Here is a 25,042-nt window from a genome sequence, read left to right on the forward strand (position 1 = left end):
GTGGGGTCTGTGCCCTGAATCACAACCGCGCCTTCCATAGGCTACCCCCGAGTAGGTACCCCAATACGCGCCCCTGAGCAGAACCTGCCGGTAAACAGAGACTTCGAGCAAAAAGGAGTTTTCATAACGCTCGTTTATTCAGTTTGCGGTGCGGGAATGGTAGGGACCGCTGCTCGAGGCGGTCAGGGATAATGGTTCGGTGTCCGTCACCGTCCTTGCTCCGGAAGAGTGGGAGCCCCGCGCCCTCGCCCACGCCGCGCGGGTGCGCACCTACACCGAGCCCTACCTGCGCCGCCGGGCTGAGCAGCGCAGGCACCCGGTCGAGGACTTCCTGTTCACCTACTACACGCAGAAGCCGGCACAGCTGCTGCGCTGGCATCCGGGTGCCCATGCGGTGCTGACCGGACCGGCCGCCGTCGAACGCGCAGACTGGAAGTTCTACCGCCCGCTGACCGCCGCGGAGCGGCAGAACCTGGGACTGAACGACGACGGCGCCGTCACCCTCGATCTCGCTGCCTTCCTGACGGCGCGGCGTGAGGCGGTGGACTTCGCGGGAATCATCCTCTCCGGTACTGCAGCCCGCCCGGCACAGCTGGGCTGTTTCGGCCTGCATGAGTGGGCGATGGCGTACAAGTCGGAGGAGAATTCGATCCGGCATGAGTATCTGAACCTCCGGTTGGGTGCCGGCGGGACCGATGAAGTGGTCGAAGGGAACCGCATCCGGTGCACCCACTTCGACGCCTTCCGCTTCTACACGCCGCAGGCGGTTCCGCTGAACGAACTTCAGCCCACCCGCGAGACCCAGCGGAATATTGAGCAGCCAGGCTGTCTTCACGCGAACATGGACCTTTACAAATGGGCCTACAAGCTGACGCCGGCGCTTCCGAGCGAGCTGGTGATGGACTGCTTCGAACTCACCTGGCGGATCCGGGTCATGGATATGCAAGCCTCGCCGTACGACCTCGCCCAGTGGGGGTACCCGCCGATTGCCATCGAAACGCCGGCCGGGCGGGCCGACTATGTGCGGGCACAACGCGAGTTCTCGGCTGAATCCCAGCTAAAGCGTGCACAGTTGGTTGAGCACATCAGCGAACTGCAGTCTGCGCCTGGCCACCGGGTCGAGCCGGCGACGGGCGGTTAGCCTGAGGCGGGCGGTTAGCCTGAAGAGTACGCAGTGGGGGCAACGAGGAGGTTTCCCATGAGATCCACAGAAGGCATCGCCGTCAGGAGTGCGTGCCTGCTGACCGGCGCGGTGCTCGCTGCGGCACTGGCTGGATGCGGTGCAGCGGGTAATCCCGGCACCGAACTGACCGCAGCCCCTCCCAGCTCACCCAGCCCTGAATCAGCCGAACCGTCCGCGTCGCCAACAGCCACGGAGAGCAGCATGTCATCGCAGACCCCGAAGCCGACCCCCAGCCTGCCGTCCGATCCTGACGCCGTAGGTACCGCGATGCTGGCCATCAGCATCAAGCCCAGCCCCGAGTCGCAGCCGGTCGAGTATTTTCTTGAGTGTTCGCCGGACGGCATCGGCGAAACCACCACTGTGCCCAACCCGGAGGCAGCGTGCGAGGCCGTCAAGCGTCTGGGGGCTGCCTTCTTCAACGCGCAGCCGGATCCCAACCGGATGTGCACCCAGCAATACGGCGGCCCGCAGACAGCCGTTGTCAAGGGCACTGTCGACGGGCACCGCGTGTATGCGTCCTTCTCGGCGACGGACGGCTGTGAGATTGCACGGTGGAACGCGCTGGAATCCATCCTGGGCACAGCGGGCGCGAGCTAGGTCAGCTAAGCCGTAACCCGGTTCGGACGAATGCGTTCGGCCGGTAGAATGGAACGGCAAGCTCGCGGAGCGCTGGATCCCGCTTCAGGATCATTCTTGAACACACACAATCCAAGCGTGAGACGGCACCCCTCGGGCAACTGCATTTAACCGCATTTTTCGCAGTGTTTACCTTCACAGGAGTTGCCGGATGCCCCGGATCGTTGTTGATGTCATGCCCAAACCCGAAATCCTCGATCCGCAGGGCAAGGCCATCGCCGGCGCCCTCCCCCGTCTTGGGTTCACCGGATTCGCTGAGGTACGTCAGGGCAAGCGGTTTGAACTGACCGTTGAGGGTGACGTCACCGAGGAAATCCTGGATCAGGCCCGCAACGCGGCCGCAACGCTGCTGTCCAATCCCGTGATTGAGGACGTGACGCGCGTCGAGGTCATCGAGGACGCACAGTGACCGTCGAGACTCCCCTCATCGGCTATTCCAATGCCGAGGTTGTGGACGCCGGCCTGTCCGGCATCCGCGTCGGTGTTGTCACCTTCCCCGGCACGCTCGACGACCGCGATGCGCTGCGCGCCGTTCGTATCGCAGGCGGTACCGGCGTCCAGCTCTGGCACGGTGACCATGACCTGAAGGATGTTGACGCCGTCATCATCCCGGGCGGTTTCTCCTACGGTGACTACTTGCGTGCGGGTGCAATTTCACGCTTCGCTCCGCTGATGGAGCAGATCACCGCAGCAGCTTCGGGCGGTTCGCTGCCCGTGCTCGGTATCTGCAACGGCTTCCAGGTCCTCACCGAAGCGCATCTACTTCCCGGCTCAATGGTTAAGAACAACCACCTGCACTTCCTGTGCAAGGACCAGCGGTTGAAGGTCGAAAACAGTACGACGGCGTGGACCTCCGCCTACGCAGATGGCAGTGAAATCGTGGTTCCGTTGAAGAACCAGGACGGCCAGTTCGTCGCTGACGAACGCACCCTCGACGAGCTGGAGGGCGAGGGCCGCGTGGTCTTCCGTTACGTGGGCGGCAACCCGAACGGATCCCGCCGCGATATCGCCGGGATCACGAACGAGCACGGAAACGTGGTAGGCCTCATGCCGCACCCCGAGCATGCGGTCGAGGCCGGTTTTGGCCCCGACTCCTCAGCGTCCGGCGAGGTGGAAACCCGCGGCGGCGTGGACGGACTCGGCATCTTCACTTCGGTACTGCAGAAACTGGTTAACAAGTGACTACAGAGACAACCTCCAAGAAGTTCAACATCGACACGGTTGAGCATGCAGAGCAGACTCCGGAGCAGCCGCTTCCCTGGGCCGAACTCGGCCTGAAAGAGAACGAATACCAGAGGGTCGTCGAGATTCTCGGACGCCGGCCCACCGCTGCTGAGCTCGCCATGTACTCCGTCATGTGGAGCGAGCACTGCTCCTACAAGTCCTCAAAGGTGCACCTTCGCCAGTTCGGCGACAAGGTCACCGAGGCCATGAAGGAACACCTTCTGGTCGGCATCGGTGAGAACGCCGGCGTCGTCGACATTGGTGACGGCTGGGCGGTGACCTTCAAGGTCGAGTCCCACAATCACCCGTCCTTTGTGGAGCCGTACCAGGGTGCAGCGACCGGCGTCGGCGGCATTGTCCGCGACATCATTTCGATGGGCGCCCGCCCGGTGGCAGTCATGGATCCGCTGCGGTTCGGCGCCATCGACCATCCCGACACCGCACGGCTGGTGCATGGCATCGTGTCCGGTATCGGCGGGTACGGTAACTCCCTTGGCCTGCCGAATATCGGCGGCGAGGTCGTCTTCGATTCCGTTTACCAGGGCAACCCGCTGGTGAACGCCCTCGCCGTGGGCGTGCTTCGCCACGAGGACATCCGGCTGGCCAACGCGTCCGGCGTCGGCAACCGCGTTGTACTTTTTGGTGCGCGGACCGGCGGCGACGGGATCGGCGGCGCCTCAGTGCTTGCGTCCGAGTCATTCGACTCGTCGAAGCCCTCGAAGCGGCCCGCGGTCCAGGTAGGAGACCCGTTCGCCGAGAAGGTCCTCATCGAGTGCTGCCTTGAGCTGTTCAAGGCCTCCGTTGTCGAGGGCATTCAGGACCTCGGCGCCGCGGGTATCTCCTGCGCCACCTCCGAGCTGGCGTCGAACGGCGACGGCGGGATGCACGTCGAGCTGACCGACGTCCTGCTGCGCGATCCGTCTCTGACTCCCGGTGAAATCCTGATGTCCGAGTCTCAGGAACGCATGATGGCTGTGGTGACGCCGGAGAATGCTGCCGCGTTCGAAGCCATCATGGACAAGTGGAACGTCGAATACTCCTGGCTGGGTGAGGTCACGGATACCGGGCGCCTCATCATCGAGTGGGACGGCGAGAAGATTGTTGACGTGGACCCGCGTACCGTGGCGCACGAAGGTCCGGTGTACGAGCGTCCGTACTCCCGCCCCGAGTGGCTGGACGGTGTGCAGGCGGACTCGTTCAAGGGAGACCGGCCGGCTGACGGCGAGCAGCTCAAGGCCGCTGCCCTGGAGCTGATGTCATCGCCGAACATGTGCTCCAAGGACTGGATCACCAACCAGTACGACCGCTACGTCCAGGGCAACACCGCACTCGCAATGCCCGACGACGCCGGTGTGGTCCGTGTCGATGAGGAAACCGGTCTCGGTGTTGCGCTGTCCACGGACGCGAACGGCCGCTACTCCTACCTCAACCCCTACGACGGCGCCCGCCTGGCTTTGGCGGAGGCGTACCGGAATGTTGCTACCTCCGGTGCCAAGCCGATGGCCGTCACCGACTGCCTGAACTTCGGCTCCCCCGAGGACCCCGAGGTCATGTGGCAGTTCGCGGAGTCCGTCCGTGGTCTTGCCGACGCGTGCCAGGAACTCGGCGTTCCGGTCACCGGCGGCAACGTGTCGCTGTACAACCAGACCGGCGGCGTTGCCATCCATCCCACGCCGGTGGTCGGCGTGCTGGGGGTGTTCGACGACGTCGCCCGCCGCACGCCGTCGGGCTGGCGTGAGGACGGGCAGGCTATCTACCTGCTCGGCACCACGCAGAACGAACTCGATGGATCCGAATGGGCCAACCTGCGCGGACATTTGGGCGGTCAGCCCCCGGCGCTCGACCTCGACGCCGAGAAGACCCTCGCGGCGATTCTCGTGAACTCGTCACGTGACGGCATGATCGATGCCGCTCACGACCTCTCCGAGGGCGGGCTCATCGCAGCACTGTCCGAAGCAGCCCTCCGCTTTGGTGTGGGTGCGCGGATCGCAATTGATGAACTGTGTGAGCGTGATGGCCTTGATGCTTTCACTGTTCTGTTCTCGGAGTCCCAGGCCCGCGCCGTCGTCGCTGTTCCCCGCTCCGAGGAGGTGCGTTTCAATGACATGTGCACGGCACGGAATTTCCCGCGGATCCGCATCGGTGTGGTGGATGCTGAGAGCGAGTCCCTCGACGTTCAGGGACACTTCACGCTCCCACTCGCTGAACTGAAAGAAGCGCACGAAGCTACGCTTCCGAAACACTTCGCGTAACTGTTCGATCAGGCAGGGCGCCGGTGGATTTTCTGCCGGTGCTCTGCCATATCGTTACGTGTACTGTCCATGGGTAGTGCAGCCCAGCAGATAGGGTTGATCCATGACATTTCCGCTATTGAGCGCGCTCTTCGCCATGATCGCGGGTCTGTTGCACGTGTACATTTTCGTGCTTGAGAGTGTCCGTTGGCGGCACCCATCCGCGTGGCGGAAGTTCGGCATCGCTTCCCAGGAACACGCGAACATCATCCGCCCCATGGCGTTCAACCAGGGCTTCTATAACCTCTTCCTTGCGGCCGGCGTGATCGTAGGGTTGGCCCTGTCCGGAACCCTCGTCGGGTACGGGATGATCGTCCTTGCCCTGGCAATTATGGTGCTTGCCGCCGTCGTTCTTGTGGTGACCAACCGGGCGCTGTGGATTGCCGCCCTGGTACAGGGCCTACCGCCGTTTCTTGCGCTGCTGACCCTACCCATGGTTCAACAGACCTGAGTTTCCCGCACAGCGTCGACGTACGGGAAACATCGCGCCGCGCATAAGGAGGGTGTGCGTGCACACGCTTGTCAGCTCCCATGAAGGGCTTGAACAGCTTCACAGCGGTTCAGTGTGGACTGAAGGTCCACTGTGGCTACCCGCTACTAAGCGGGTCCGCTGGAGCGACATCCCAAATAACCGCATCCTCGAGTGGGACCAGGTCACCGGCGTCGCCAGCGTGTATCGCAAGCCGGCCGAATACACCAACGGTCGCGCACTCGACGCCCACGGCCGAGTGGTGCAGTGCAGCCACGGAAGGCGCGCTCTGGAGCGTGAAGACGCTGCCGGGCTGGAAGTCCTCGTCGAACGCTGGGAAGGGGGACACTTCAACTCTCCCAATGACCTCGCCGTCGTCTCCGATGGTTCGATCTGGTTCACAGATCCTCCCTATGGTTTGCACCCCAGCGGACGGGAAGGTTATCCGGGCGAACAGGAGTATGAGGGGTGCTTCGTCTTCCGGTTCGATCTGGGATCAGGTATCGCCACGCCCGTGATCACGTCAATGGTCCACCCGAACGGGATCGCATTCTCACCCGACGAGACCGTGCTTTACGTCTCGGACACCGGAACACACGAGCACCAGCCCGATTCGAAGTGCATCATGACATTTCCTGTGAAGGGCTCGGGCGTCGGAAGGGGTAGGGTCTTCGCCAGGGTGCCCGTTGGTGCGGCTGACGGCTTCGCCATCGACCGCGAAGCAAGGGTATGGACCTCCGCCGGCGACGGCGTCTACGTCTACTCACCCGCCGGCGAGTTGCTGGGACACATCCCTGTACCCGAGACGGTATCCAATGTCTGTTTCGGAGGAGAGAACGGTGATGAGCTGTTCATCACCGCGTCAACAAGCCTGTACAGGATCAGAACAATGACGACGGGCGCGCTGTGAGCAAACTTCGCGTCTTTCTGCGCCCTGCTCACCCCGCGGTTGCCGCCAGCTGACGTGCTGCCGCAAGGTAGCGGCGGGTGACAAGTTCCTGACAGAACCGTGCAACCGGCGCTCCAAGCCGGTAGAACCAGTTCGCATGCCGGCTGTAGGCGTGCAATTCGAAGAGCACCGAGCCATCGGCAGCGAGTATGGCTGCGAAGCTTTCCTCGCCGGTTTCCGGGTGGCCGGGCAGGGTGCCGTAGCCGAAACCGGCTCGGCGATCGCCGTCGGCTGGGTCATCGTTCGATGTATCGCCGTCGTTGGGTGCGCCGGCGTCGTTCTCGTTCTCGTTCTCGTTCTCGTTCTCGTTCTGCAGCTTCTCAACCCACACCACCTCGCACGGGGCATTCAATCTAAGATCGCCCAACCCGAAGCCGACGACCACCGAGCCGCCGACCTCGGCGCGTGGTGCAGCCGTAATGCGGAGTTTGGCGCGGCGGTGAAGCTCAAAGGTGAGGATTCCCTCAGCCAAAGAACGAAAGGCAGCTTCGCCGGTGCCCACACGGATGCGGTGCCGCATCGGCCGGAAGCCTGCCGGCCACACGCCGGACCGGGTCCAGCCGACTGCGGTGTGGGTGAGCGCGGTGTGAGGAACTGCCGTGTTGGTTCCTGTCGCGGGGGTTCCTGCTGTGTGAAAGCCCGCCTTGCGCGTGAGCTCAGGCATCGCTGCCCCGTGCAAGTCTGGACCAGCCGAGCGACTCACGGTCCTTTTTCGGCAGTGCTGCCACCACAAGATCGTAGGAGTCCTCGATCATGTCGCGGAGCATGTCATCCGGCAATGACCCGGTGCAGTCCACACCGTTCCAGTGGGTCTTGTTCATGTGCCAGGCTCCGATGATTTCGGGATGGGCGGCCCGCAACTGTTCCGCAATGTCCGGCTCACACTTGAGGCTGATGAACAGGTTCGGGGAGCCGAGATCTGAGAGCGCGAACATCTTCGCGGTACCTCCCGGTGCACGCACCTTGAACACGGACGCTTCCGGGCCGAACGGGAAGTCCTCAAACGTGCCGGCGAAGGCCAGACAGGCCGCCCGAAGCTGTTCTGCATCCACATGATGAGGGTACTGCGAAGCGGTGACAGACTGTAGGGACCACAGAATTAGGAGTGTATATGGGAGAAATGGGCCGTCAGGCACGCAAGGTTGCGGACGGAGCCGAAGATGCCGCAGATTCCAAGCCATTCATCATTGCTGCACGGGCAGGGTACGTCGCGGCTGGGCTTCTGCACATCCTGATCGGCGTCATCGCTGTTCGTGTAGCTGCAGGAGGATCAGGCAGCGCCGACCAGAGCGGCGCGATGGCTTCTCTTGCCGGTACTCCCGGCGGTGGAATCCTGCTCTGGGCGTGTTTCATCGGCTGTACGGCTCTGGCGCTGTTCCTGCTGAGCGAAGTGATCTTTCCGTCGAAGCGCCTGAGCGGCAAGGACAAGATCAAGGACCGCCTGAAGAACGGCGGGAAAGCCGTGGTCTACGCGGCGATCGGCGTTGCATTTGCCCAGTATGCGATGGGTGGCGGCGGCAGCGGTTCTTCCACCCAGTCCACCAGCGCCGCGTTGATGGCAAATCCCGCCGGAGCGGCCCTGCTCCTCGCGATCGGCGTCGGAATTCTCGTGGTTGGCGGGTACTTCGTCTACAGCGGCATTACTCGAAAGTTCGAGGAGAACCTGACGGGGAAACCTTCCGGTTCGGTCGGCCAGGCAGTCACTGGCCTTGGCACTGTTGGCTATGTGGCCAAGGGCGTTGCTTTGGGAGTGCTGGGATTCCTGGTGGCTATTGCGACCATCCGGAACAATCCGGAGGAATCGACCGGGCTCGACGGCGCTTTGAAGTCGCTTCAGGAGCAGCCGTTTGGCGTGTACATACTCGGAGCAGTTGCGCTGGGCCTGATTGCTTACGGCGTGTTCATGATTGTGCGTTCCCGGTATCAGCGCATGTGAGCGGTGCTTCTCGCGCTGTACGGCTTTCCGGGCTGGTCTGACTTCCAAGCGGCTTGTCTGACTGCGCTGCCGTGCTCGATCAACTGCAGGGCTGGACCAAGGGTAGGGCGCTTACAGTCCCAGTCTCGGCGCCTCGATGGCGGGACAGGTATTCATGACTACTTCCAGCCCGGCATCTGCAGCCCGTTGCGCTGCGGCCTCGTCTATCACGCCGAGCTGCAGCCAAACGGCCTTGGCGCCGACGGCGATCGCGTCGTCCACCACTGCACCTACCCGCTGGCTGTTGACGAAGCAGTCCACCACGTCGATCTCGCCCGGCACGTCTGCCAGCCGCTTGTAGCCGGTGCGACCGTAGACGTCGTCGCCCTTCAGGCTGACCGGCACCACGTCCATCCCGAGCTGGTCGATGAGAAAGCGCGACACACCCATTGCAGCTCGCCGCGGATTATTTGAAAGCCCGACGACGGCCCAGCGGGCCGGAGTAGTCAGTAGCCGTTTGATGGTTGCTGGGTCATTGTGATGCGGCATGGGTGGCGCCTCCTCAGGCTGGTTGCAGGTTGAGGGCGTCAGTATTGTCGGTTGCGTTCTGCGCCGTTTCCGGGTGTCCGCGGAAAGTCCTGCGGTAGGCCGCCGGTGACGTGCCCAAGGCTCGCTGGAAATGATGCCGCAAAAGTACTGCCTGACCGAAGCCTGTTTCCCGGGCAATGGACTCGACGCTGAGGTCGGATTCCTCCAGCAGGGTTTGTGCGCGGAGGACACGCTGGGCAGTAAGCCAGGCTGCCGGCGTCGTACCTGTTTCTGCCTTGAAGCGTCTGGCGAAGGTGCGTTCCGACATGTGTGCCCGGGCAGCGAGGGCGCTCACGGAGTGTTCTTCGTCGAGGTGTTCATCCAGCCAGACGAGGACGTGCTCGAGGGTGTCACACTGGGTGACCGAGATCGGGCGGTCGATGAACTGCGCCTGCCCGCCGGCGCGATGGGGCGGCACCACCATTGAGCGGGCGATGCTCGTCGCTGCCGTGGCGCCCAGTTCGGTGCGTACGAGGTGCAGGCAGGCGTCGATTCCCGCTGCGGTGCCGGCGCTGGTGATGATGCTGCCGTCCTGGACGTAGAGCACGTTTTCGTCAACGTGTACCTCCGGATACTGCTCGGCGAGCCGATGGGCGTGAAGCCAGTGTGTGGTGGCACGGCGCCCGTTGAGCAGGCCGGCCTCAGCGAGCGCGAAAGCTCCGCTGCAGACCGACAGCACCCACGCCCCGCGCTGGTGGGCCGCCTGCAATGCCCGGTGCACTTCAGGTTGCCCGGGTGCGTCGACACCGAACGGCGGCATGATGACGAGGTCTGCTGTTTCAGTGGCGCGCAGGTCCTCCTCCACAGAAATGGCGAACCCGAGGTTGGTGGGGACAAGCCCGGGTGAGGGCGTGCAGATCGAGAATTCGAATGCCGGCAATCCCACCGCGCGTGTGGAGCGGTCGACGCCGAAAACCTCGCACGCAACCCCGAACTCAAAGGGCGTTATTCCCGGCAATACAACGACGGCGACCTTCTTCAGCATTCTCCAAGTGTGGCAGGTTTATCGATGATAGTTAAGATCCCGCCACGCTAAATGTTTGGCACCTTCCGAGCGATGAACCGTCGAATCCAATCGAGCGTTTCGGGATGGTCAAGGTGGAAGCCGTGTCTTCCATCCGCGATCTTGACCAGCACTGAGTGCGGTATGAGTTCACGAAGCACCAGTGCGTTATCGAGCGGGGTAAGAACGTCGTCCGTTCCGTGGAGGATGAGTGTCGGCGCCCGGATGGTTCCCAAGCTGCTCCGTGCGTCGTGCTCTTTGCTTGCACGGAAGTGCCTGCGCTTGGCCGGCTTGGATGCGCGTGCGGTGAAGAAGGTTCGAACGGCGTCACTGTGCTCGGCCGCCCAATCCTCGTCAAAGAACAGCGGTTGCAGCTGTTCCGGATCGCCGCTTGTCAGGGCGCGGGTGGCTTCGGGGTCGCGGTTTTTGCCAAGGAAGCCGCCTGCCGAGGTGGCAGCCAGGATGAGTGCACCCACGCGGTCCGGGTGATCAATCGCGAGCCATTGCGCCACCCGGCCGCCCATCGAGTGCCCGTAAATGTGCGCCCGCCGGACACCGGCGGCATCGAGCACCGTTAGGGCATCTGCTGCGAACTCCCTGGTGCTGAGGTACTCGCTTGGGCCTTCGTCACTCTTGCCGATCCCCCGATGGTCGAAGCGGATTACCCGGAATGACTCGGCCAACTCGGGCACGATGGGCTCCCAGCCGGTCAATGCAGTGGCCTGACCGGCGATGAGCAGGAGCGGACTTCCATACCCTTCCGACCGCCAGGCGAGTCGGGTTCTGTCTGCAGCGACTGCAAAGTCCATGCCTCGGTCCGTTAATCGGTGATGTTCGACGGCGGTGTGCCGAGGGCGTCCAGCTCCTCCCAGAACGACGGCGGCACTTCCGTTTGCCGCGCCCGCTCAAGCTGTTCAATGCGTTTGGTTGACGAGATGCCGACGATTGTGGAGTCGACGAGAGGTGAGCGGAGGGAGAAGTGGAGGGCCGCCGTCGGGAGGTCGGTTCCGTGTCTGCTGCAGAGGCCTTCGACCTGCCCGACCCATTCGAGGAGTTCCGGCGGGGAGTCCGTGTAGGCATAGGTTGCGCCGCTCGCGGAGCCGCGTGCCAGCAGTCCGCCGCCGAAGGGCGCGGCATTGAACACACCCATACCCCGCTCCGCTGCATCTTCGATCAGCGGAAGCGCGCTGCGGTCGACCAGTGTGAATCTGTTGTGCGTGAGCAGAACGTCGAACGCTCCGGTTGCGACGTACTGCCGCATCAGGCTGACTGTTCCTGCTGCTATGCCGATGGCATCAACCAGACCCTCCTCCTTGAGCTCAAGCATGCCGGCGATGGCGCCGCCGGGTGCCGCTGCCTCTTCGAAGGTGACCGAATAAGGGTCGTGCAGGTGCAGCAGACCGAGTTTGTCCACTCCGAGCCGCCGGCAGCTCTCCTCGAAAGATCTCCGAACCCGGTTACGGTCAAAGGAACCGGTCTCTGGATTCTGGTCGGCTTTGGTGACAACAGATCTGCCCTCGGCAGCGCCGCCTTTCGCCAGCGCTAGGCCCAAGACCGTCTCGCTGCGGCCCTGTGCGTAGTTGTTGGAGGTATCGACGAGTGCGTAGGGGCCGTGAAGCATTGCCTGGGCGATTTCGACGGCGGCCGCTTCCTCAGGATCCCCGGGGCTGGTTCCAGCGCCGAGCGACGAGGTCCCCAGGGTGATCGGACTGGCTAGCAGGCCTGTGCCTCCCAATGGCCGGGGATCGACGGGGTGTTGGAGTTGTTCGGATTGCTCAGAGTGTTGGAGCTGTTCGGATTGCTCAGGGTGCTGAAGTTGTTCGGGTTGCTCAGGGTGCTGAAGTTGTTCGGATTGCTCAGGGTGCTGGAGCTGTTCAGATTGCTCAGGGTGCTGAAGTTGTTCGGGCATAGCGTCTCCGTTTCGCGGGCCGGGGGTTGGCGTTCGATCTGCTAGGTCTGGTCTCTGCTTAGGAACTTACCGGTCAAAAGGGCGGCTCGGGGTCGGAAGTGCGAATTGTTCCGGCTCGGGTACGCACCACGATGCATCCCGGCTCCGGTTGGTGATACCCGAAAATCCCTTCTGACTTGTACATATGGTGCTTGGGGCAAAAGCACGCGAGATTGCAGTGGCTCGTGGATCCGCCCCTTGCCCATGGCTCGGTATGGTCGATTTCGCAGCTGACCGCCGCTCTGTTGCAACCCGGATGTCGACACGTTCGATCGCGAGCCCTCACCCAGTCCTGCAGGTGTTTCGGCGGTCGATACGTTTCGCGCCCGACGTCCAGCGCAGATCCGGTGACAGGATGGGTGAGAATTCGCGTGAATGAAGGTGCGTGCGCTGCTAGCCGGGCGGCGGTTTCGGCATCGATGGGGCCGTAACCCTCCAGCTCTGCGAACTGGTTGAGACCGCGGGCGTTATTGCCTTCTTCGGGGTAGCGCCCCACCGGGTAACTTCCCACGGAGTTTCCATCGCTGACCGCGTTGCTGTCTGCTTTGCCTGTCTCGCTGACCGCGTTGCTGTCAGTGTTGCCTGTCTCGCTGACCGCGTTGCTGTCAGTGTTGCCTGCCTCGCTGACCGCGTTGCTGTCAGTGTTGCCTGCCTCGCTGACCGCGTTGCTGTCAGTGTTGCCTGCCTCGCGCACCGCGTTGCCATCTACGTTGCTGCACCCGCTGCCAGGTGCCCTGTTGGCTGCGTTGTTGTCCCTTTTGGCATCTGTGGGAAGGACATCAAGCAGAGCCAAAACCGGCACGGTGATGTTCACGTGGGCGGTAATGCCCTGCCACGCCGGCTTGCCGCTCTGTCCGATTGCAACCCCAGGAGACCCAGCCCTGCCGCTTTGCACTGCGCTGTCGTCTCCGTTGTTGCCGGTGCCGGGAGCGCCGCTGGGACATACTGACATCTCATCGCCGGGGCAGTTGTGGGTCAACAGATCCGTAAGGACGTCGGCTCTAAGTTGCGTCAGGGTGCGGGATTCTTCAGGCACCCTAAGTTTCCGCGCAGTTGCAGTCAACCGTTGGTAGATTCCGCATGCCTGTTCTGCAGGAAGAAGCGCATGCAGCCAAGCCATACCGTCATCAGCCGGTTGCACCTCAACATGGCGTTCAGATACTGCTTTCGCCTTCCGGATGGGCAAAGTGTCCGGATGATGCATCTCGCGGAGTCGGCGCGCGCGGCGCGCCAGTTTGGGCACGGTCATCCCGGACGCTAGATCCAATAGGGCACGCTCGAACCCCAGCAGGGCCTCACTCGGCATTCCGAGCGACTCATCCGCGATAAGGACTGCGTGACGGCGTGAGATTGACCCACACTCCAATGCATTCAGGGTGGCCGGATGTTTCACGACCAGGTCGACGGACTCGTCGACCAGACGAGTTGCAGTCCGCTCCGGAATATTCAAGGTGAGCGCAACTTCGGACGCCGCAACAGACCGCGCCATCTCCTCCCCTCGATCGCCGCCTGAAAAACGCGGCGAGACGTCGTCGTGGGTGAGATTGGCGAGAGTCGAGACGACTCGCGCCTCCATTGCATCGATCCAGGAACGAAGCCCAGCCAGGTCCTTCAAGGTCTCTGAGGCGTCATTGAGCTCAAGCCCCTCGAGCCCCGCGAGGACCACCCTGCCGGTCAGACCAGCACCCGACTTGGGATACGCACGGTTCGCGTCGACACCGTCCGCGTCAACACCGTCGTCCCCGTCCGGATGAACGCCGTCGTCACCGTCCGCGTCAACACCGTCGTCAGCGTCCTCGTCCTCGCCCTCGTCCTCGCCGTCGTCGGTGGTGGAAGGCACGAGCTCCCAGACCAATTGGGAAAGTTCCGCCTCACGCTGCTGCTCTTCACCGCGGGGTTGCGCATCACCCGGTTGGGGTTGAGAGCCTTCAGGATCTTCAGGGAACACTGTCGGATATTCCGGAACCGGACCAGGCAATCCGGTAGCCCTGGCTTCGCAGTCGAACTCCCAGAGGTCTTCCGGCCGAAAGTCACGCTCGGTGAGGAAGTCGTGCCAGGCATAGTCATCGGCCTGAACCGATGAGCACTCCAGCTCCGCTTCCAACGTCATGAAAACAGTCAAACACCTGCCACCGACAATTTCGTGAGACCCGTTGTGGTCGCCCGTCATCAGAGCTGAAACAGCGTTGTCGGTGGGGTCCCATATGCTTCGATGAGAACCCTACTCGCTAGGAGAACCATGGCTGGACTTCGCGTTTTTGTTCCCACTCCCCTACCCGAATCACTCTGTGAACTCATTGAGCAATTGGAGCCGCGGGTCGAATTGATACGCGACCAGTTGTTGCTTCCGCCACAGCTCTACGCCGGTGATCATCAGGGCGACAAGGCTTTCCGGCGCACCCCACCGGAGCAGGAAAAATACGAGCGCCTCATCGATAGCGCTGAGTCCCTGTATGGGGTGCCGGGCCAGTCCGGCGAGGAATTGCGCCGTGCAGTCCGCTCGAATCCGCGGCTTCGCTGGGTGCACACCACCCCGGCAGGTGGCGGCAGTCAGGTGAAGGCGGCAAGACTTACCTCCGAGGAGCTGCAGCGCGTCACCTTCACCACCTCGGGTGGTGTTCACGCCGAACCCCTTGCCGAATTCGCTGTGTTCGGCGTGCTCGCCGGCTCCCAGGGGCTGCCCCAATTGCTCAAGGACCAGCGCGGCCAGGTGTGGGGAGCACGACGCCCGGTGCCTCTGGTATCGAACCAACGGGTCGCCGTCGTCGGACTAGGTGGCATTGGACGCGCTGTTGCGCGCAAGCTGAGTGCGTTGGGGGCCGACGTCGTCGGTGTGCATCGACGCGAAGTTCACGCCGAAGGGGTGTCGAGGACTCTCCCTCCCGACCGCCTCGGCGCACTTCTTCGGGACGTTGACGCAGTGGTGCTATGCCTGCCGTTCACCGAGTCGACCCGGCACATGCTCAGCAGGGAGCTGTTCGAACAGGTGAAGGAAGGCATCACCGTTGTCAATGTGGGTCGGGGCAGCACCGTGGACGAGGAGGCAATGATCGACGCGCTGACGGACGGGCGCGTGGGATTTGCCGCGCTCGATGTATTCGAACAGGAGCCGCTTCCAACCGACAGCCCGCTATGGAACCTTCCGAACGTCGTCGTCAGTCCGCACAATGCCGGCACTTACGAGGAGGAGGAGCGCAAGATTGCCGAGCTGTTCGCCGAAAACGCTCGAAGACTGCTCGACGGCGAACCCCTGCTCAACGTTGTGGACACTGTGGAGTTTTACTGACGGGCGCTACAGCCACTTCTTGCGTTTGAACGTCAGGTACAAGCCAACGCCCATCAGCAACATGAGCGCAAGCGCAAATGGATAGCCCAGAACCCAATCCAGCTCCGGCATGAACTCGAAATTCATCCCGTAGACGGTTCCCACCAGGGTGGGTGCAAAAAGGATCGCAGCCCAGGACGAGATTGTCTTGACCTCCTCGCTCTGGGCAAGGCTCGCCTCGGAGAGATGACGCATCTCCTCGTTCTGCCGTTGAGTTACGAGAGTTGCATGGACCGAGAGGGCGTTCTGGAGCAGGATACGAAAGGAGTCCACCCGCTCGATCACGCGGATCACGTGATCCTGCACATCGCGCAAACGGGGCTGCAGTTCCGAATCCATGCCGTACTTGTCGGCGCCGGCCAGGAGCGCATCGAGCATCGGCCGCAACGGGTGGGTGGCACGTTGAACGCCGATCACCTCGCGGGAAAGCTCGTAGATGCGGCGTGCAACATCAGGAGCCGAACTGAAAAGCTCGTCCTCGATTTCGTCGATATCGTTCTCAAGGCCCGCGACGACGGGTGCGTACTGGTCCACCACCTCGTCCAGGATCGCGTAGAGCACCGCCTGGGGTCCAAGGGCCAGCAGCTCTGGTTGCGCCTCGAGCCGTCGTCGCACTTTCGCGAGGTCGGGCGACTCGGCCTGGCGGATGGTGACAATGAAATCGGGGCCGACGAAGACATGCAGCTCCCCGAACTCCACCATCTCCTCGGCATCGAGGTACCGGGCCGGTCGGAGGACTGCAAAGAGGGTTTCCCCGTAACGCTCAAGCTTGGAACGCTGGTGGCCGTGAAGCGCATCCTCGACGGCAAGTTCATGAAGCGCAAACTCATCCGCCACGCGCTGAACTTCAGCACCATCCGGGCGGTACAACCCGATCCAGGCCATGCCGGCGTTATTACGCTTGAGCTCAAACGTCTCATCCAGGTTCTGCGGATCGGCGGTCCGGCGACCGTTCACATACACGCCGTTGTCAACGATGGCCACCCTGCTGTCCTTACTCTCGGTAGTCCCGGAAATTCGAGCGCTCCAGGCTTAGGCGAGTCTCTCACGCACTACCCTCCGCGCAATGCCGCACTTGAAAAGTCAGTTCGCCGTCTGGAGATGGTAGATCAGCGCCACAGCTACGACGTCCCCGCGAATGTTGCAGCCTGGCTTGGGGTGTCGCCGCTGTCGTCGTCGCCGTCGTCGTTATTGTCTTTGATTGATGTCCGGCGAGCCGTCAGGCTCCCACCGCAACACATCGCCGGGCTGGCATTCCAGGACCTCGCAGATGGCTTCAAGGGTGGTGAAGCGGACGGCCTTGGCGCGGCCGTTCTTCAGGACAGCCAGATTGGCGGGGGTGATACCGATGCGTTCAGCCAGCACACCGACGGGCATCTTGCGCCGGGCGAGCATGACGTCAATGTCCACGATGATCGGCATCAGATGACCTCATCGAGTTCATCACGCAGGTTTTTTGCTTCGGCGTCGCGTGCTACAGCCTGCGCGAGCAGAACCCGAAGGACCAGCACAATCAGCGCAACGCCACCGATCAACAGCGACGCACCGCAGATCAACAGGATGATTCCTGGAGCGATTTCCCCCGGGGCGAGAAGAACTGCCAGCGCGAATACCAACACGGAAGCGGCGGCGATGGCGCCGAAGATGATGTCGACATACCGGAAAGACCGATTCGAGAAAACCGTTCCGCTGCGGACCATCGTGAGCAGTTTCCAGACGCAGATCGCACTTACCTGAACCGTCAGAATGCCAAAGACCACGATGGCGTTGAACGTGATGCGCAACCCGGCAGGCACGCCCGATTCCTCCAGATCCGTCGAGATCAGCGGCACCATCCAGAGCTGAACGAACAACGAACCCGCGAGCACCATCGCGATGACGACCTGTAATGCGAGGATGGCCAACTTACCCATCAGGGTTCTCCTTCGATTGATTTACAAGGAGAATATATCGAAAGTCGATAGGTGGTCAACCAAGACAACCGGGACGGCCTGGACGCAACAGAACCGCCGGGTTGGTGCAAACGACGCTGCCGTCAAAACAACGATCCTGCACTTACCCGGCGGTTCTGTGCGCGTCCTTCTACTCGACGCGCAGAACCAGGTCCGCACGAGCCCTCGTCGCCTCGATCAGCTGGGCATTCGGTTCATCAACCTGCTGAACCCAGTCCGCGGCCGCAGTGGGGCTTTTCCCGAACGTGATGTGCCGCAGAATCAGCCGCTCAACCCGCAGTCGATCGTCCTGTTCGCAGTACCAGACCTCAGTGCACTGCTCCCGGGCCTCGCTCCATCCCGGCTGGTCGAGGAGCAGGTAGTTGCCTTCAGTCAAGATAAGCCGGGCGGACGGGTAGATCGGAAGTGTGCCGGCAATCGCCTGCTCGATCGTCCGCTCGAAACCCGGAGCGTAAACCACAGCATCGCGTGGCCCGCGAAGACGCTTGAGAAGCGCGGCATAGCCGTAGGCATCGAAGGTTTCGGGAGCGCCCTTGTGCTCCAGCAGGCGAAGCCGCACCAGTTCCGCGTCCGACAGATGAAACCCATCCATCGGCACGTGTGCGTACCGCTGCCGCTCCGGCTGCGGCTCGTCACGGTTCAAAATGGCCAGAAGCTGCTCGGCAAGGGTGGTCTTCCCCGCTCCCGGCGCACCCGCAATTCCGACGACGACGGCGCTACCCTCCGACGCCGACAACCGCTCGATTCGCTTCACAAGATCGGCGAGAGTCACCCGGCTATCCTGACACGTAGAACTCACCGACAGCTCCAGTACACAAAGGCGGTCACCCCATGACAACAGCACTGCTCCTGAGCGGCACCGGCCGGTACGCAGACCCCTGGCACCCCTTCGCGGAGACTTCCGCCGCGGTGGCCAGCCTCCTTGAGGACCCCGGACTAACGGTGAACACTGCCGACGACGTCGACACCTCCCTTGCGAGCCTCCGGGACCCTTCCGCCTGGCCCGACCTGCTGGTCGTCAACGTCGGCCTGCCCCGCGACGGCGGTACGGCCCCGGGTACTGAGGAAGCCCATGCCGGAATGGACGCCTGGGTGGCCGGCGGCCGGCCGCTGCTCGCCCTTCATTCCAGCTCCACGAGCTTCACCGACTCGGAGTCGTGGGAGAAGGCCGCCGGAGGACAGTGGGTGCGCGGTGTCTCGATGCACCCTGAGTACGGCGCGGCGCACATCCTGCTCGAAGGCTCTTTCCCGGTGGGCGTTCCGGATTTCACGCTCGACGACGAACGCTACAGCTGGCTGCGCACCTCGCCCGACGTTGTGGTTCACGCGCGCCACGAACACGAGGGCCACCTGCATCCGGTGATGTGGTCGCTGGAACGGCAGGTCGAGACCGGATCGGCGCGAACTTTCTACGACGCGCTCGGCCACGATGCGGCATCCTACAAATCACCGGAACACCGTGAGCTGCTGACGCGCGCAGTGGACTGGCTACTCGAATAGGAACAAGCTGCTGACGCACGCAGTGGACTGGCTGCTCGCCCTAGGAACACGCAGCAGGAGCAGGAAGTACAAGCAGAGCAGGAGCAGAAGTCAGTACCGCTGAACAGTCACCGGCATCGAAATAGTGCGCGGCTCTGACGGCGCATCGCCCGCGAGCCGTTCAAACAGCATCCGGGCCGCCTGTGCACCAAGAGCCCGCGGGTCGTGCGACATGACCGTCAGCGGCACGTCCAACAGATCCGCCAACTCGACGTCGTCGAAACTGGCGATCGCCGGAACCTCCAGGCCGGGATGGTTCCGCCGGTGATTCCAGACCGCGCGCAGGGCCCCCACCGTCGTCCGGTTATTGGTGGAGAAGAACGCAGTAGGCGGATTGTGCCCACCGAGCGAGCCGGCAACCGCCTGCAAAGCGGAATCAGCGTCCCGAACAGAATAAAGCAGCGACTCATCGAAGCCCAAACCCCGGGCATCCAGCGCACTGTTGAACCCTTCGAAGCGCCGCCTCGCCGTCGGAATCCCAGAAATATCGCCGAGAAAGGCAACGCGGGAGTGACCGTCATCAATCAACGCCGTGGTTCCCGCAACAGCCCCGCCCACGTCGTCGACGAGCACCGTATCGCTGCGCACACCCTGGACGGCTCGCGTTGCAAGGACCAACGGCATCGATGAGGTGACCTGCCCTTCGCCGAGGACGGACAGCCCGTTTCCGGCAGGAACAATGATCAGCCCCTCAACCTGACGACCCGCAAAATCATCAAGCAGTTCCCGTTCCCTCGACGGATCCTCCCGCGTGTTCCCAATCAGGATGTGCCGGCCATTCTGGGCTGCAACATCCTCGATTCCGAGGGCAAACTGCCCGTAATAAGGGTTACCGAGATTGGTTACTGCCACTCCAATGAGCCCGGTTGGCCGGCGCAGCCGAGTGTTCCGCGCACTCTGGTTCGGACGGTATCCCAGCTGATCCGCTGCCGCGCGCACCCGTACCTGCACTTCCGGCCGTACATTCCGGCCGCCCGACATGGTGCGCGACACCGTCATGGGACTGACGCCGGCGAGCGCCGCAACATCGCGAACCGTCGGGGACGAAGGAGACGCCGCAGACCTAGAAGACGCCGCAGACGAAGGAGACGCCGGGGACGAAGCCGCTGAAACCGACAGAGGCGACGAAGCCGGCGGAGGCGACGAATCCGATGGACCCGACGGCGGGGACGGAGGGGACGAGGGCACACGATCACGTTACCAAGCGGGGCGAGCAGCGTGCCGCGCTCGATCTGATGCCCATACCCGTCCGGATGAGAAAGATGCCATCCGGATGAGAAAGTTGCCTTGTGAGGACACAGGCAACAATTCCCGTGCTGGAAATCGGCGGCACCCATGTAACGGCTGCCCTGGTGCAACAGCACGACGACGGCTGGTCCGCGCCCGCGGGAAGCCTCCTCAGACTGCCGCTCGACGCGCATGCGTCCGCCAAGGTGATTCTCGACGTCGTTGTGCAGGCGGCCCGCCTCCTCGGCAACAGCCACAACACCCGGTGGGGCATAGCGCTTCCCGGACCCTTCGACTATGAGAACGGCATCGGCCGCTACGAGCATGTCGGCAAGTTCGAAGCGCTGAACGGCATTGACGTCGGTGCATACCTGACCGTGGAACTCGGCGCGCTGGTCACCAGCATCGCCTTCCTCAACGACGCCGACGCCTTCGGGATCGGCGAGTATGCACTACTCCGCCCAACTCCTGCGCGCCTTGCCTGCATCACTCTTGGCACCGGCGTCGGGTCCGCTTTCCTCGTGAACGGAGTCCCCGCCAAGGCAGGCCCGGGCGTCCCGCCGAACGGGTCCTGCCACCTCATTGAATACCGTGGCAGCGCACTGGAGGATTCTGTCTCACGCCGCGCCATCCGGCGGCGGTACTCGAAAACGGCGGGCGGAGACCACGATGTCCACGAGATAGCAGAGCGCAGCCGTCAGGGCGACGGCGCGGCCTCACACGTGCTCAGGCAGGCTTTCACCTCACTCGGCGAAGCGATTGCCCCGTACCTTCACGACTTCGGAGCAGAGATCCTTGTCATCGGTGGATCCATGGCCGGTTCCTGGGACATCGTGCACCCCGCCGTCCGGCACGGTCTCACGTCCGTGAGGCCGCAGCTGAAGCACCTTCCGGTGATCCGCTCGGAGCGTTTCGAGGAAGCGTGCCTGATCGGTGCCGCGCACTGGGTAACTGAAAACCGCTAACCCTTGAGAGCCGGCTGCCTCTCAGTCCCACGCACATAGGCCTTCACTGTGGCCAGCCGCTGCCCAATCGCCGCGCCGGTAGGGCGGATGGTGTAGGCGCCCACTGCGGCCGGGACAATGAACGTTTCCGCATAGTGGATCACGAACGGTTCGAAGGCATTGTCCGGACTCTCAACCATTGCTTCCGCACCCTCAACCAGATTCAGCACGTTCACCGTGCCGTTTGTATGGTGCGCTACGACGCCTGTGAACCAGTGGCGCCGGGTTTCGATGAACTCGAGCTCGTGCAGGCCTGTGCGTTCCTCCGTCCACCCCGGCCCTGAAGCGACCTCCTGCACCTGGTCGACCAGCTGCTCGGTTGCCCATTCGGTATTGCGGTCCCACTGGATGTTGCGGATTGCGTGGTCCAGGTGGATAGGCCGCGGGCGTCCGTCCAGCCCGAGCCGGCCCCAGTCCCACATTTTGAACGTGAAGATGTAAGGGGTGGCGGAGATCTCGAGCACCATGGAGTTCGCGCCTGAGCAGTGGACCGTTCCAGCGGGAATGGAAAAGTGGTCGTGCTTTTTCGCCGGGAAGGCATTTACGTACTTTTCGGCAGGGAAGGAGCCGCCGCCGTCGGCCGCGTCTTTCAGCTCTGTGATCATGGCATCCGGGTCAGTGCCCGTCTTGAGGCCGAGGTACACCACGGCGTCCTCATCGCAGTCGAGCAGGTAATAACTCTCGTCCTGCGTGTAGGGCATTCCGAAGCGGTCCTGGATGTACTCGGTCAAGGGGTGGACCTGCAGCGAGAGATTGCCGCCACCCATGGTGTCGAGGAAGTCGAACCGGATCGGAAACTCGGCACCGAACCGCGCGTGCGTCAGAGCACCGAGCAGTTTGCGCGGCTGGGCGAGGACCACATCCAGTGCGGGCAACTCGATGACCTCGCCTCCGACGTCGAGCAGGATGCTGTTCTCCTCGGGCACGCAGTCGAAGCACCACGCATAGTTGTCAGCGTCCGGATCCAGGCCGCAGACCTCTTTCATCCACTGGCCTCCCCACACGCCGGGATCAAAGAACGGCACCACCCGGAACGGAGCGGACACGGCCGTTGCCATGCCGCGATGGAACGTATCGGCGGTGATCAGTTTCCCTTCGCGCACGCTGCTGTTGGTGTCGAGTACGTAGTCAAGTTCGGCGAACAGCGCGCGTTTGTGCCGGTCGGCCGCCCGCCACTCCACGAAGAAGCTTCTCTTGTACTTACGCAGGGTGTCCTCGGCGCCGTTGTCGCAACGCCAGTTCGGCGCACCGGCTCGCTGCCGCTGCTGCAACTCCCAGCGCGCCATATCGGCCAGCACAAGGGTGCGGTTCGAAACGGGAACCAATGCGGCCCCCCAGCCGATGAGCACCACCGGAGCGTCCGACGTCGACACCTCCTGTGCCAGTTCCGCCAGCTTTTGCGCATCATAGAAATCCGAAAGCGTGAAATGGCTGAGCACGCCGAAGACGCGGTCATCCGTCAGGTTCGGCTCGATAAGCCGGTCGATCTCGGCAAGAGGAAGCGCCGCGTAATCCTCGACGTCGATGACCCGACGGCCGGGTAGCGCCTGCGCCAGAAAATCCTGCAACTCATCGAGACGGACTCCCGGGTAGGTGTCGACGACGATCACCGACGACGACGGGTGGCGTGCAACCTCCTGCCACGCGTTTTCCCCGGTCCAGAGTCGCGGCTCCCCGGGAACGGTGATACGGGGAAACTTCTTGTATGAGCTCATTACTCTGGCCGCCTTCTTCCTCGTGGCACTGGTTTTGATAACGTTACCAGCATGCACTCCAACGCCGATAGCGACAAAGCACCTCCGGTCCTGGTGTCCTACGGGCACTCCTGGGTGGCCGGCGACGGTGCGTCCTTCAGCCGGACGTCGTTCGCCGCGTTGGCCGCCCGCGAGCTTGAGCTTGCCCTGGACAACCGTGCCGTCGGCGGAAGCAGCAGTACCGCGACCGCTGAACTCGTGGTTTCAAGCCCGCCGCCGCCCGCGCCGCTGTATGTGGTGATGACCGGGCTCAACGACCTGCGACTCCACGGCGAAGAATCGTTCGCCCTCTCCGGATACTCCGGGGTGCTGCGGCGGATCCTGACTGCCCTGCGACGCACGTCGCCGAATTCGCTGGTGGTGGCCGTCGCCCAGCCCTACCTCGTGGACTTCAGCCTCTACCCGCCCCATAACCGCGGCAACAACCAGCTGGTCGACGACTACAACAGCGTCCTGAGAAGGGCCAGCGCCGAATACTCATTCGTTGCACTGGCCGAAACCGACCACTGGGACGCGGAACTCATGCTCCATGAGGACACGGTTCATCCGAACGACGCCGGGCACGCCTGCCTCGCACAGGCGGTACTTCACGCCGTCGCGAGTCGCAGGAGCTAGCGGGCGAGAGCAGGTTCGTTCAGGCGGGCGTTGATCGCCTTGCTGGCGAAGACCTCGTCCACCACCATCCGCGTCATTCCGATGATTCCAGCCCGGTCACCAAGGGTGGCCAGCCGAACATCCAGGTTGCGGGTGGCCCGCGGGAGGGACATCGGGTATAGCGTCTCGCGAACACCGCTGAGCAGGGAGGAGGAAGCCAGTGCTCCGCCGATCAGCAGCACGCCCGGGTTGATGAGACACACCACCGTGGCCATCACTTCGCCGATGCGGCGGCCTGCCTCATGAGTGAGACGCAGCGCCTCAACGTTTCCGCGTGCGAGCAGCTCACCCACATCCCTCCCGGAAGAAGCCTCGACTCCCAGCTCAGTGAGCTGGCGCGCGATGGCCCGGCCGCTCGCCACAGCGGCGAGGCAGCCCCGCGCACCGCACTGGCAGACGACGTCGGGGTGGTCTCCCAACCGCACATGTCCAATGTCGCCGGCACCGCCGTCGATCCCCTGGTACACCCGCCCGTTGATGACAATCCCGGTTCCGATGCCCGTCGAGATCTTGACGAGCGCAATCGATGAACAGTCCTTGAAGCCGACGGTGTGTTCGCCGAGCGCCATCGCATTCGCGTCATTCTCAACAAGGACCGGAACCGGCAGCGCGTCATGTAGATACTCCGCGACCGGGTAGGCATCCCACCCGGGCATAATCGGCGGCTGGCTGGGGCGGGACGTCCGCGGATCAACCGGCCCAGGGACCGAGATACCGATGCCCGAGATTCTTCCCGTCGGCGTGCCGGTTCGCTCCAGGAGCCTGTGAATCGACTCGACGATGCCGTGCAGCACTTTCTCCGGTCCGTCGACGACAGCAAGGTCAATGCTGTCATCGGCGAGGATCCGGCCGGCCAGGTCGGTGAGCGCTATGTGCGAGTGCGTGGTGTCCACCGTTGCAGCCACCACAACCGAATGCTCGATATTGAACTCAAGCCGCGTGGGCCTCCGGCCGCCGGAGGGCCGGTCCGATCCGGCTTCACGGATAAGGGAGGCGGCCAGGAGCGCATCGACCCGCTGGGCGACGGTCATACGCGAGAGCCCGGTGACCTCCTGCAAATCGCCGCGGGTGCGGGCATGACCGTAGCGAATGAGGTCGAAAACCTCCCCCGGTCCAACCGTCATCGTGAGCTCCTTGATGGGCAGAGTAAAGAGTATCCCTTTACGAAACAGTGAATGTTAAAAGTACATCCAAGGCTCATGTTAAGGATAACGATTTGTTCACTACTGCTCGACAGCCACTACTCATCCGGCTAATGTTTGGGCATAAGTTGGTGATAGCGACCACACGGTCACCAGCACCTTTCGACGTCAGATGTCCGCACAACATAGCGTCCGCCGGAAAACGACCAGAGGATCGGACCCGGCCAGCGCGCATGGAC

At 63.0% G+C, this 25,042-nt stretch carries 26 protein-coding genes; 12 read left to right on the forward strand and 14 right to left on the reverse strand.

Annotation, left to right across the window (positions count from 1 at the left end; all coding sequences use genetic code 11):
• Positions 1-199 precede the first annotated feature (199 nt).
• The 7 genes from Q0877_RS06015 (at position 200) to Q0877_RS06045 (ending at position 6,713) form a co-directional block, all read left to right on the forward strand.
• Positions 200-1,141 carry a 3-methyladenine DNA glycosylase gene (locus Q0877_RS06015; protein ID WP_299166472.1) on the forward strand — a complete coding sequence of 314 codons (942 nt, stop codon included), beginning with the start codon at positions 200-202 and terminating at the stop codon, positions 1,139-1,141.
• Positions 1,142-1,198: 57 nt separating this feature from the next.
• Entirely contained in the window at positions 1,199-1,780 is a 582-nt protein-coding gene (locus Q0877_RS06020; protein ID WP_299166473.1) for an SSI family serine proteinase inhibitor, read from the forward strand.
• Positions 1,781-1,970: 190 nt separating this feature from the next.
• Positions 1,971-2,228 carry a phosphoribosylformylglycinamidine synthase subunit PurS gene (gene purS, locus Q0877_RS06025; protein WP_299166474.1) on the forward strand — a complete coding sequence of 86 codons (258 nt, stop codon included), beginning with the start codon at positions 1,971-1,973 and terminating at the stop codon, positions 2,226-2,228.
• Between the two features lie 17 nt (positions 2,229-2,245).
• A complete protein-coding gene (purQ, locus tag Q0877_RS06030) occupies positions 2,246-3,001 on the forward strand; it encodes a phosphoribosylformylglycinamidine synthase subunit PurQ (protein WP_299166621.1) in 756 nt (251 codons plus the stop codon).
• On the forward strand, positions 2,998-5,295 hold the full coding sequence (gene purL / locus Q0877_RS06035; RefSeq protein WP_299166475.1) for a phosphoribosylformylglycinamidine synthase subunit PurL: 2,298 nt from the start codon (positions 2,998-3,000) through the stop codon (positions 5,293-5,295). The genes purQ and purL overlap by 4 nt, the downstream gene beginning before the upstream one ends.
• Positions 5,296-5,398: 103 nt before the next feature.
• Complete coding sequence (locus tag Q0877_RS06040) at positions 5,399-5,785, forward strand: DUF1304 domain-containing protein (RefSeq protein WP_299166476.1); 387 nt, start codon at positions 5,399-5,401, stop codon at positions 5,783-5,785.
• 58 nt (positions 5,786-5,843) lie between these two features.
• Positions 5,844-6,713: an SMP-30/gluconolactonase/LRE family protein gene (locus Q0877_RS06045; RefSeq protein ID WP_299166477.1), complete on the forward strand. Its 870-nt coding sequence runs from the start codon at positions 5,844-5,846 to the stop codon at positions 6,711-6,713.
• A gap of 28 nt (positions 6,714-6,741) precedes the next feature.
• Here Q0877_RS06045 and Q0877_RS06050 read toward each other — a convergent pair whose 3' ends face one another.
• Positions 6,742-7,416, reverse strand: coding sequence for a DUF1990 family protein (locus Q0877_RS06050; RefSeq protein ID WP_299166478.1), 675 nt, complete (start codon positions 7,414-7,416; stop codon positions 6,742-6,744).
• A complete protein-coding gene (locus Q0877_RS06055; RefSeq protein ID WP_299166479.1) occupies positions 7,409-7,804 on the reverse strand; it encodes an MmcQ/YjbR family DNA-binding protein in 396 nt (131 codons plus the stop codon). The genes Q0877_RS06050 and Q0877_RS06055 overlap by 8 nt, the downstream gene beginning before the upstream one ends.
• Before the next feature lie 59 nt (positions 7,805-7,863).
• Here Q0877_RS06055 and Q0877_RS06060 point away from each other — a divergent pair, with 59 nt between their 5' ends.
• Positions 7,864-8,688, forward strand: a complete 825-nt coding sequence (locus Q0877_RS06060; RefSeq protein WP_299166480.1) for a DUF1206 domain-containing protein — start codon at positions 7,864-7,866, stop codon at positions 8,686-8,688.
• A gap of 111 nt (positions 8,689-8,799) precedes the next feature.
• Here the strand turns inward: Q0877_RS06060 and Q0877_RS06065 are convergent, their stop codons facing one another.
• The 5 genes from Q0877_RS06065 to Q0877_RS06085 form a co-directional block, all read right to left on the reverse strand.
• The gene (locus tag Q0877_RS06065) at positions 8,800-9,216 is read right to left on the reverse strand and encodes a CoA-binding protein (protein WP_299166481.1); all 417 of its coding nucleotides are present in this window, start codon (positions 9,214-9,216) and stop codon (positions 8,800-8,802) included.
• Between the two features lie 13 nt (positions 9,217-9,229).
• Positions 9,230-10,240, reverse strand: coding sequence for a GlxA family transcriptional regulator (locus Q0877_RS06070; protein WP_299166482.1), 1,011 nt, complete (start codon positions 10,238-10,240; stop codon positions 9,230-9,232).
• 47 nt (positions 10,241-10,287) lie between these two features.
• Positions 10,288-11,067 carry an alpha/beta fold hydrolase gene (locus Q0877_RS06075; RefSeq protein WP_299166483.1) on the reverse strand — a complete coding sequence of 260 codons (780 nt, stop codon included), beginning with the start codon at positions 11,065-11,067 and terminating at the stop codon, positions 10,288-10,290.
• A gap of 11 nt (positions 11,068-11,078) precedes the next feature.
• The gene (locus tag Q0877_RS06080) at positions 11,079-11,993 is read right to left on the reverse strand and encodes an aldo/keto reductase (RefSeq protein ID WP_299166484.1); all 915 of its coding nucleotides are present in this window, start codon (positions 11,991-11,993) and stop codon (positions 11,079-11,081) included.
• A 247-nt stretch (positions 11,994-12,240) separates the two neighbouring features.
• Positions 12,241-14,316, reverse strand: a complete 2,076-nt coding sequence (locus Q0877_RS06085; RefSeq protein ID WP_299166486.1) for an HNH endonuclease signature motif containing protein — start codon at positions 14,314-14,316, stop codon at positions 12,241-12,243.
• 129 nt (positions 14,317-14,445) lie between these two features.
• Between Q0877_RS06085 and Q0877_RS06090 the strand changes: the two genes are divergently transcribed.
• A complete protein-coding gene (locus tag Q0877_RS06090) occupies positions 14,446-15,492 on the forward strand; it encodes a D-2-hydroxyacid dehydrogenase (RefSeq protein WP_299166487.1) in 1,047 nt (348 codons plus the stop codon).
• A gap of 6 nt (positions 15,493-15,498) precedes the next feature.
• On the opposite strand, the gene corA is transcribed toward Q0877_RS06090, so the two are convergent.
• The 4 genes from corA to Q0877_RS06110 all read right to left on the reverse strand — a co-directional run bounded on the left by corA (position 15,499) and on the right by Q0877_RS06110 (position 18,327).
• Entirely contained in the window at positions 15,499-16,515 is a 1,017-nt protein-coding gene (corA, locus tag Q0877_RS06095) for a magnesium/cobalt transporter CorA (protein ID WP_299166489.1), read from the reverse strand.
• A 204-nt stretch (positions 16,516-16,719) separates the two neighbouring features.
• The gene (locus tag Q0877_RS06100; RefSeq protein ID WP_299166490.1) at positions 16,720-16,953 is read right to left on the reverse strand and encodes a helix-turn-helix transcriptional regulator; all 234 of its coding nucleotides are present in this window, start codon (positions 16,951-16,953) and stop codon (positions 16,720-16,722) included.
• Positions 16,953-17,444, reverse strand: coding sequence for a DUF2975 domain-containing protein (locus Q0877_RS06105; RefSeq protein WP_299166491.1), 492 nt, complete (start codon positions 17,442-17,444; stop codon positions 16,953-16,955). The genes Q0877_RS06100 and Q0877_RS06105 overlap by 1 nt, the downstream gene beginning before the upstream one ends.
• Before the next feature lie 169 nt (positions 17,445-17,613).
• A complete protein-coding gene (locus Q0877_RS06110; RefSeq protein WP_367182140.1) occupies positions 17,614-18,327 on the reverse strand; it encodes a nucleoside/nucleotide kinase family protein in 714 nt (237 codons plus the stop codon).
• Here Q0877_RS06110 and Q0877_RS06115 point away from each other — a divergent pair.
• Complete coding sequence (locus tag Q0877_RS06115; RefSeq protein WP_299166493.1) at positions 18,315-18,983, forward strand: ThuA domain-containing protein; 669 nt, start codon at positions 18,315-18,317, stop codon at positions 18,981-18,983. The two genes, Q0877_RS06110 and Q0877_RS06115, sit on opposite strands and share 13 nt — an antisense overlap.
• A gap of 90 nt (positions 18,984-19,073) precedes the next feature.
• On the opposite strand, the gene Q0877_RS06120 is transcribed toward Q0877_RS06115, so the two are convergent.
• The gene (locus Q0877_RS06120) at positions 19,074-20,210 is read right to left on the reverse strand and encodes a LacI family DNA-binding transcriptional regulator (RefSeq protein WP_299166494.1); all 1,137 of its coding nucleotides are present in this window, start codon (positions 20,208-20,210) and stop codon (positions 19,074-19,076) included.
• 101 nt (positions 20,211-20,311) lie between these two features.
• Between Q0877_RS06120 and Q0877_RS06125 the strand changes: the two genes are divergently transcribed.
• Complete coding sequence (locus Q0877_RS06125) at positions 20,312-21,214, forward strand: ROK family protein (RefSeq protein ID WP_299166496.1); 903 nt, start codon at positions 20,312-20,314, stop codon at positions 21,212-21,214.
• Here the strand turns inward: Q0877_RS06125 and Q0877_RS06130 are convergent.
• Entirely contained in the window at positions 21,211-22,968 is a 1,758-nt protein-coding gene (locus Q0877_RS06130) for a class I mannose-6-phosphate isomerase (protein WP_299166497.1), read from the reverse strand. The genes Q0877_RS06125 and Q0877_RS06130 overlap by 4 nt on opposite strands.
• Positions 22,969-23,019: 51 nt before the next feature.
• Here Q0877_RS06130 and Q0877_RS06135 point away from each other — a divergent pair, with 51 nt between their 5' ends.
• Positions 23,020-23,622: an SGNH/GDSL hydrolase family protein gene (locus Q0877_RS06135; protein ID WP_299166498.1), complete on the forward strand. Its 603-nt coding sequence runs from the start codon at positions 23,020-23,022 to the stop codon at positions 23,620-23,622.
• Here Q0877_RS06135 and Q0877_RS06140 read toward each other — a convergent pair.
• A complete protein-coding gene (locus Q0877_RS06140) occupies positions 23,619-24,785 on the reverse strand; it encodes an ROK family transcriptional regulator (protein WP_299166499.1) in 1,167 nt (388 codons plus the stop codon). The genes Q0877_RS06135 and Q0877_RS06140 overlap by 4 nt on opposite strands.
• Positions 24,786-25,042: the final 257 nt, after the last annotated feature.

The sequence above is a fragment of the uncultured Arthrobacter sp. genome, from assembly GCF_947495145.1.
GTDB lineage: Bacteria > Actinomycetota > Actinomycetes > Actinomycetales > Micrococcaceae > Arthrobacter_D.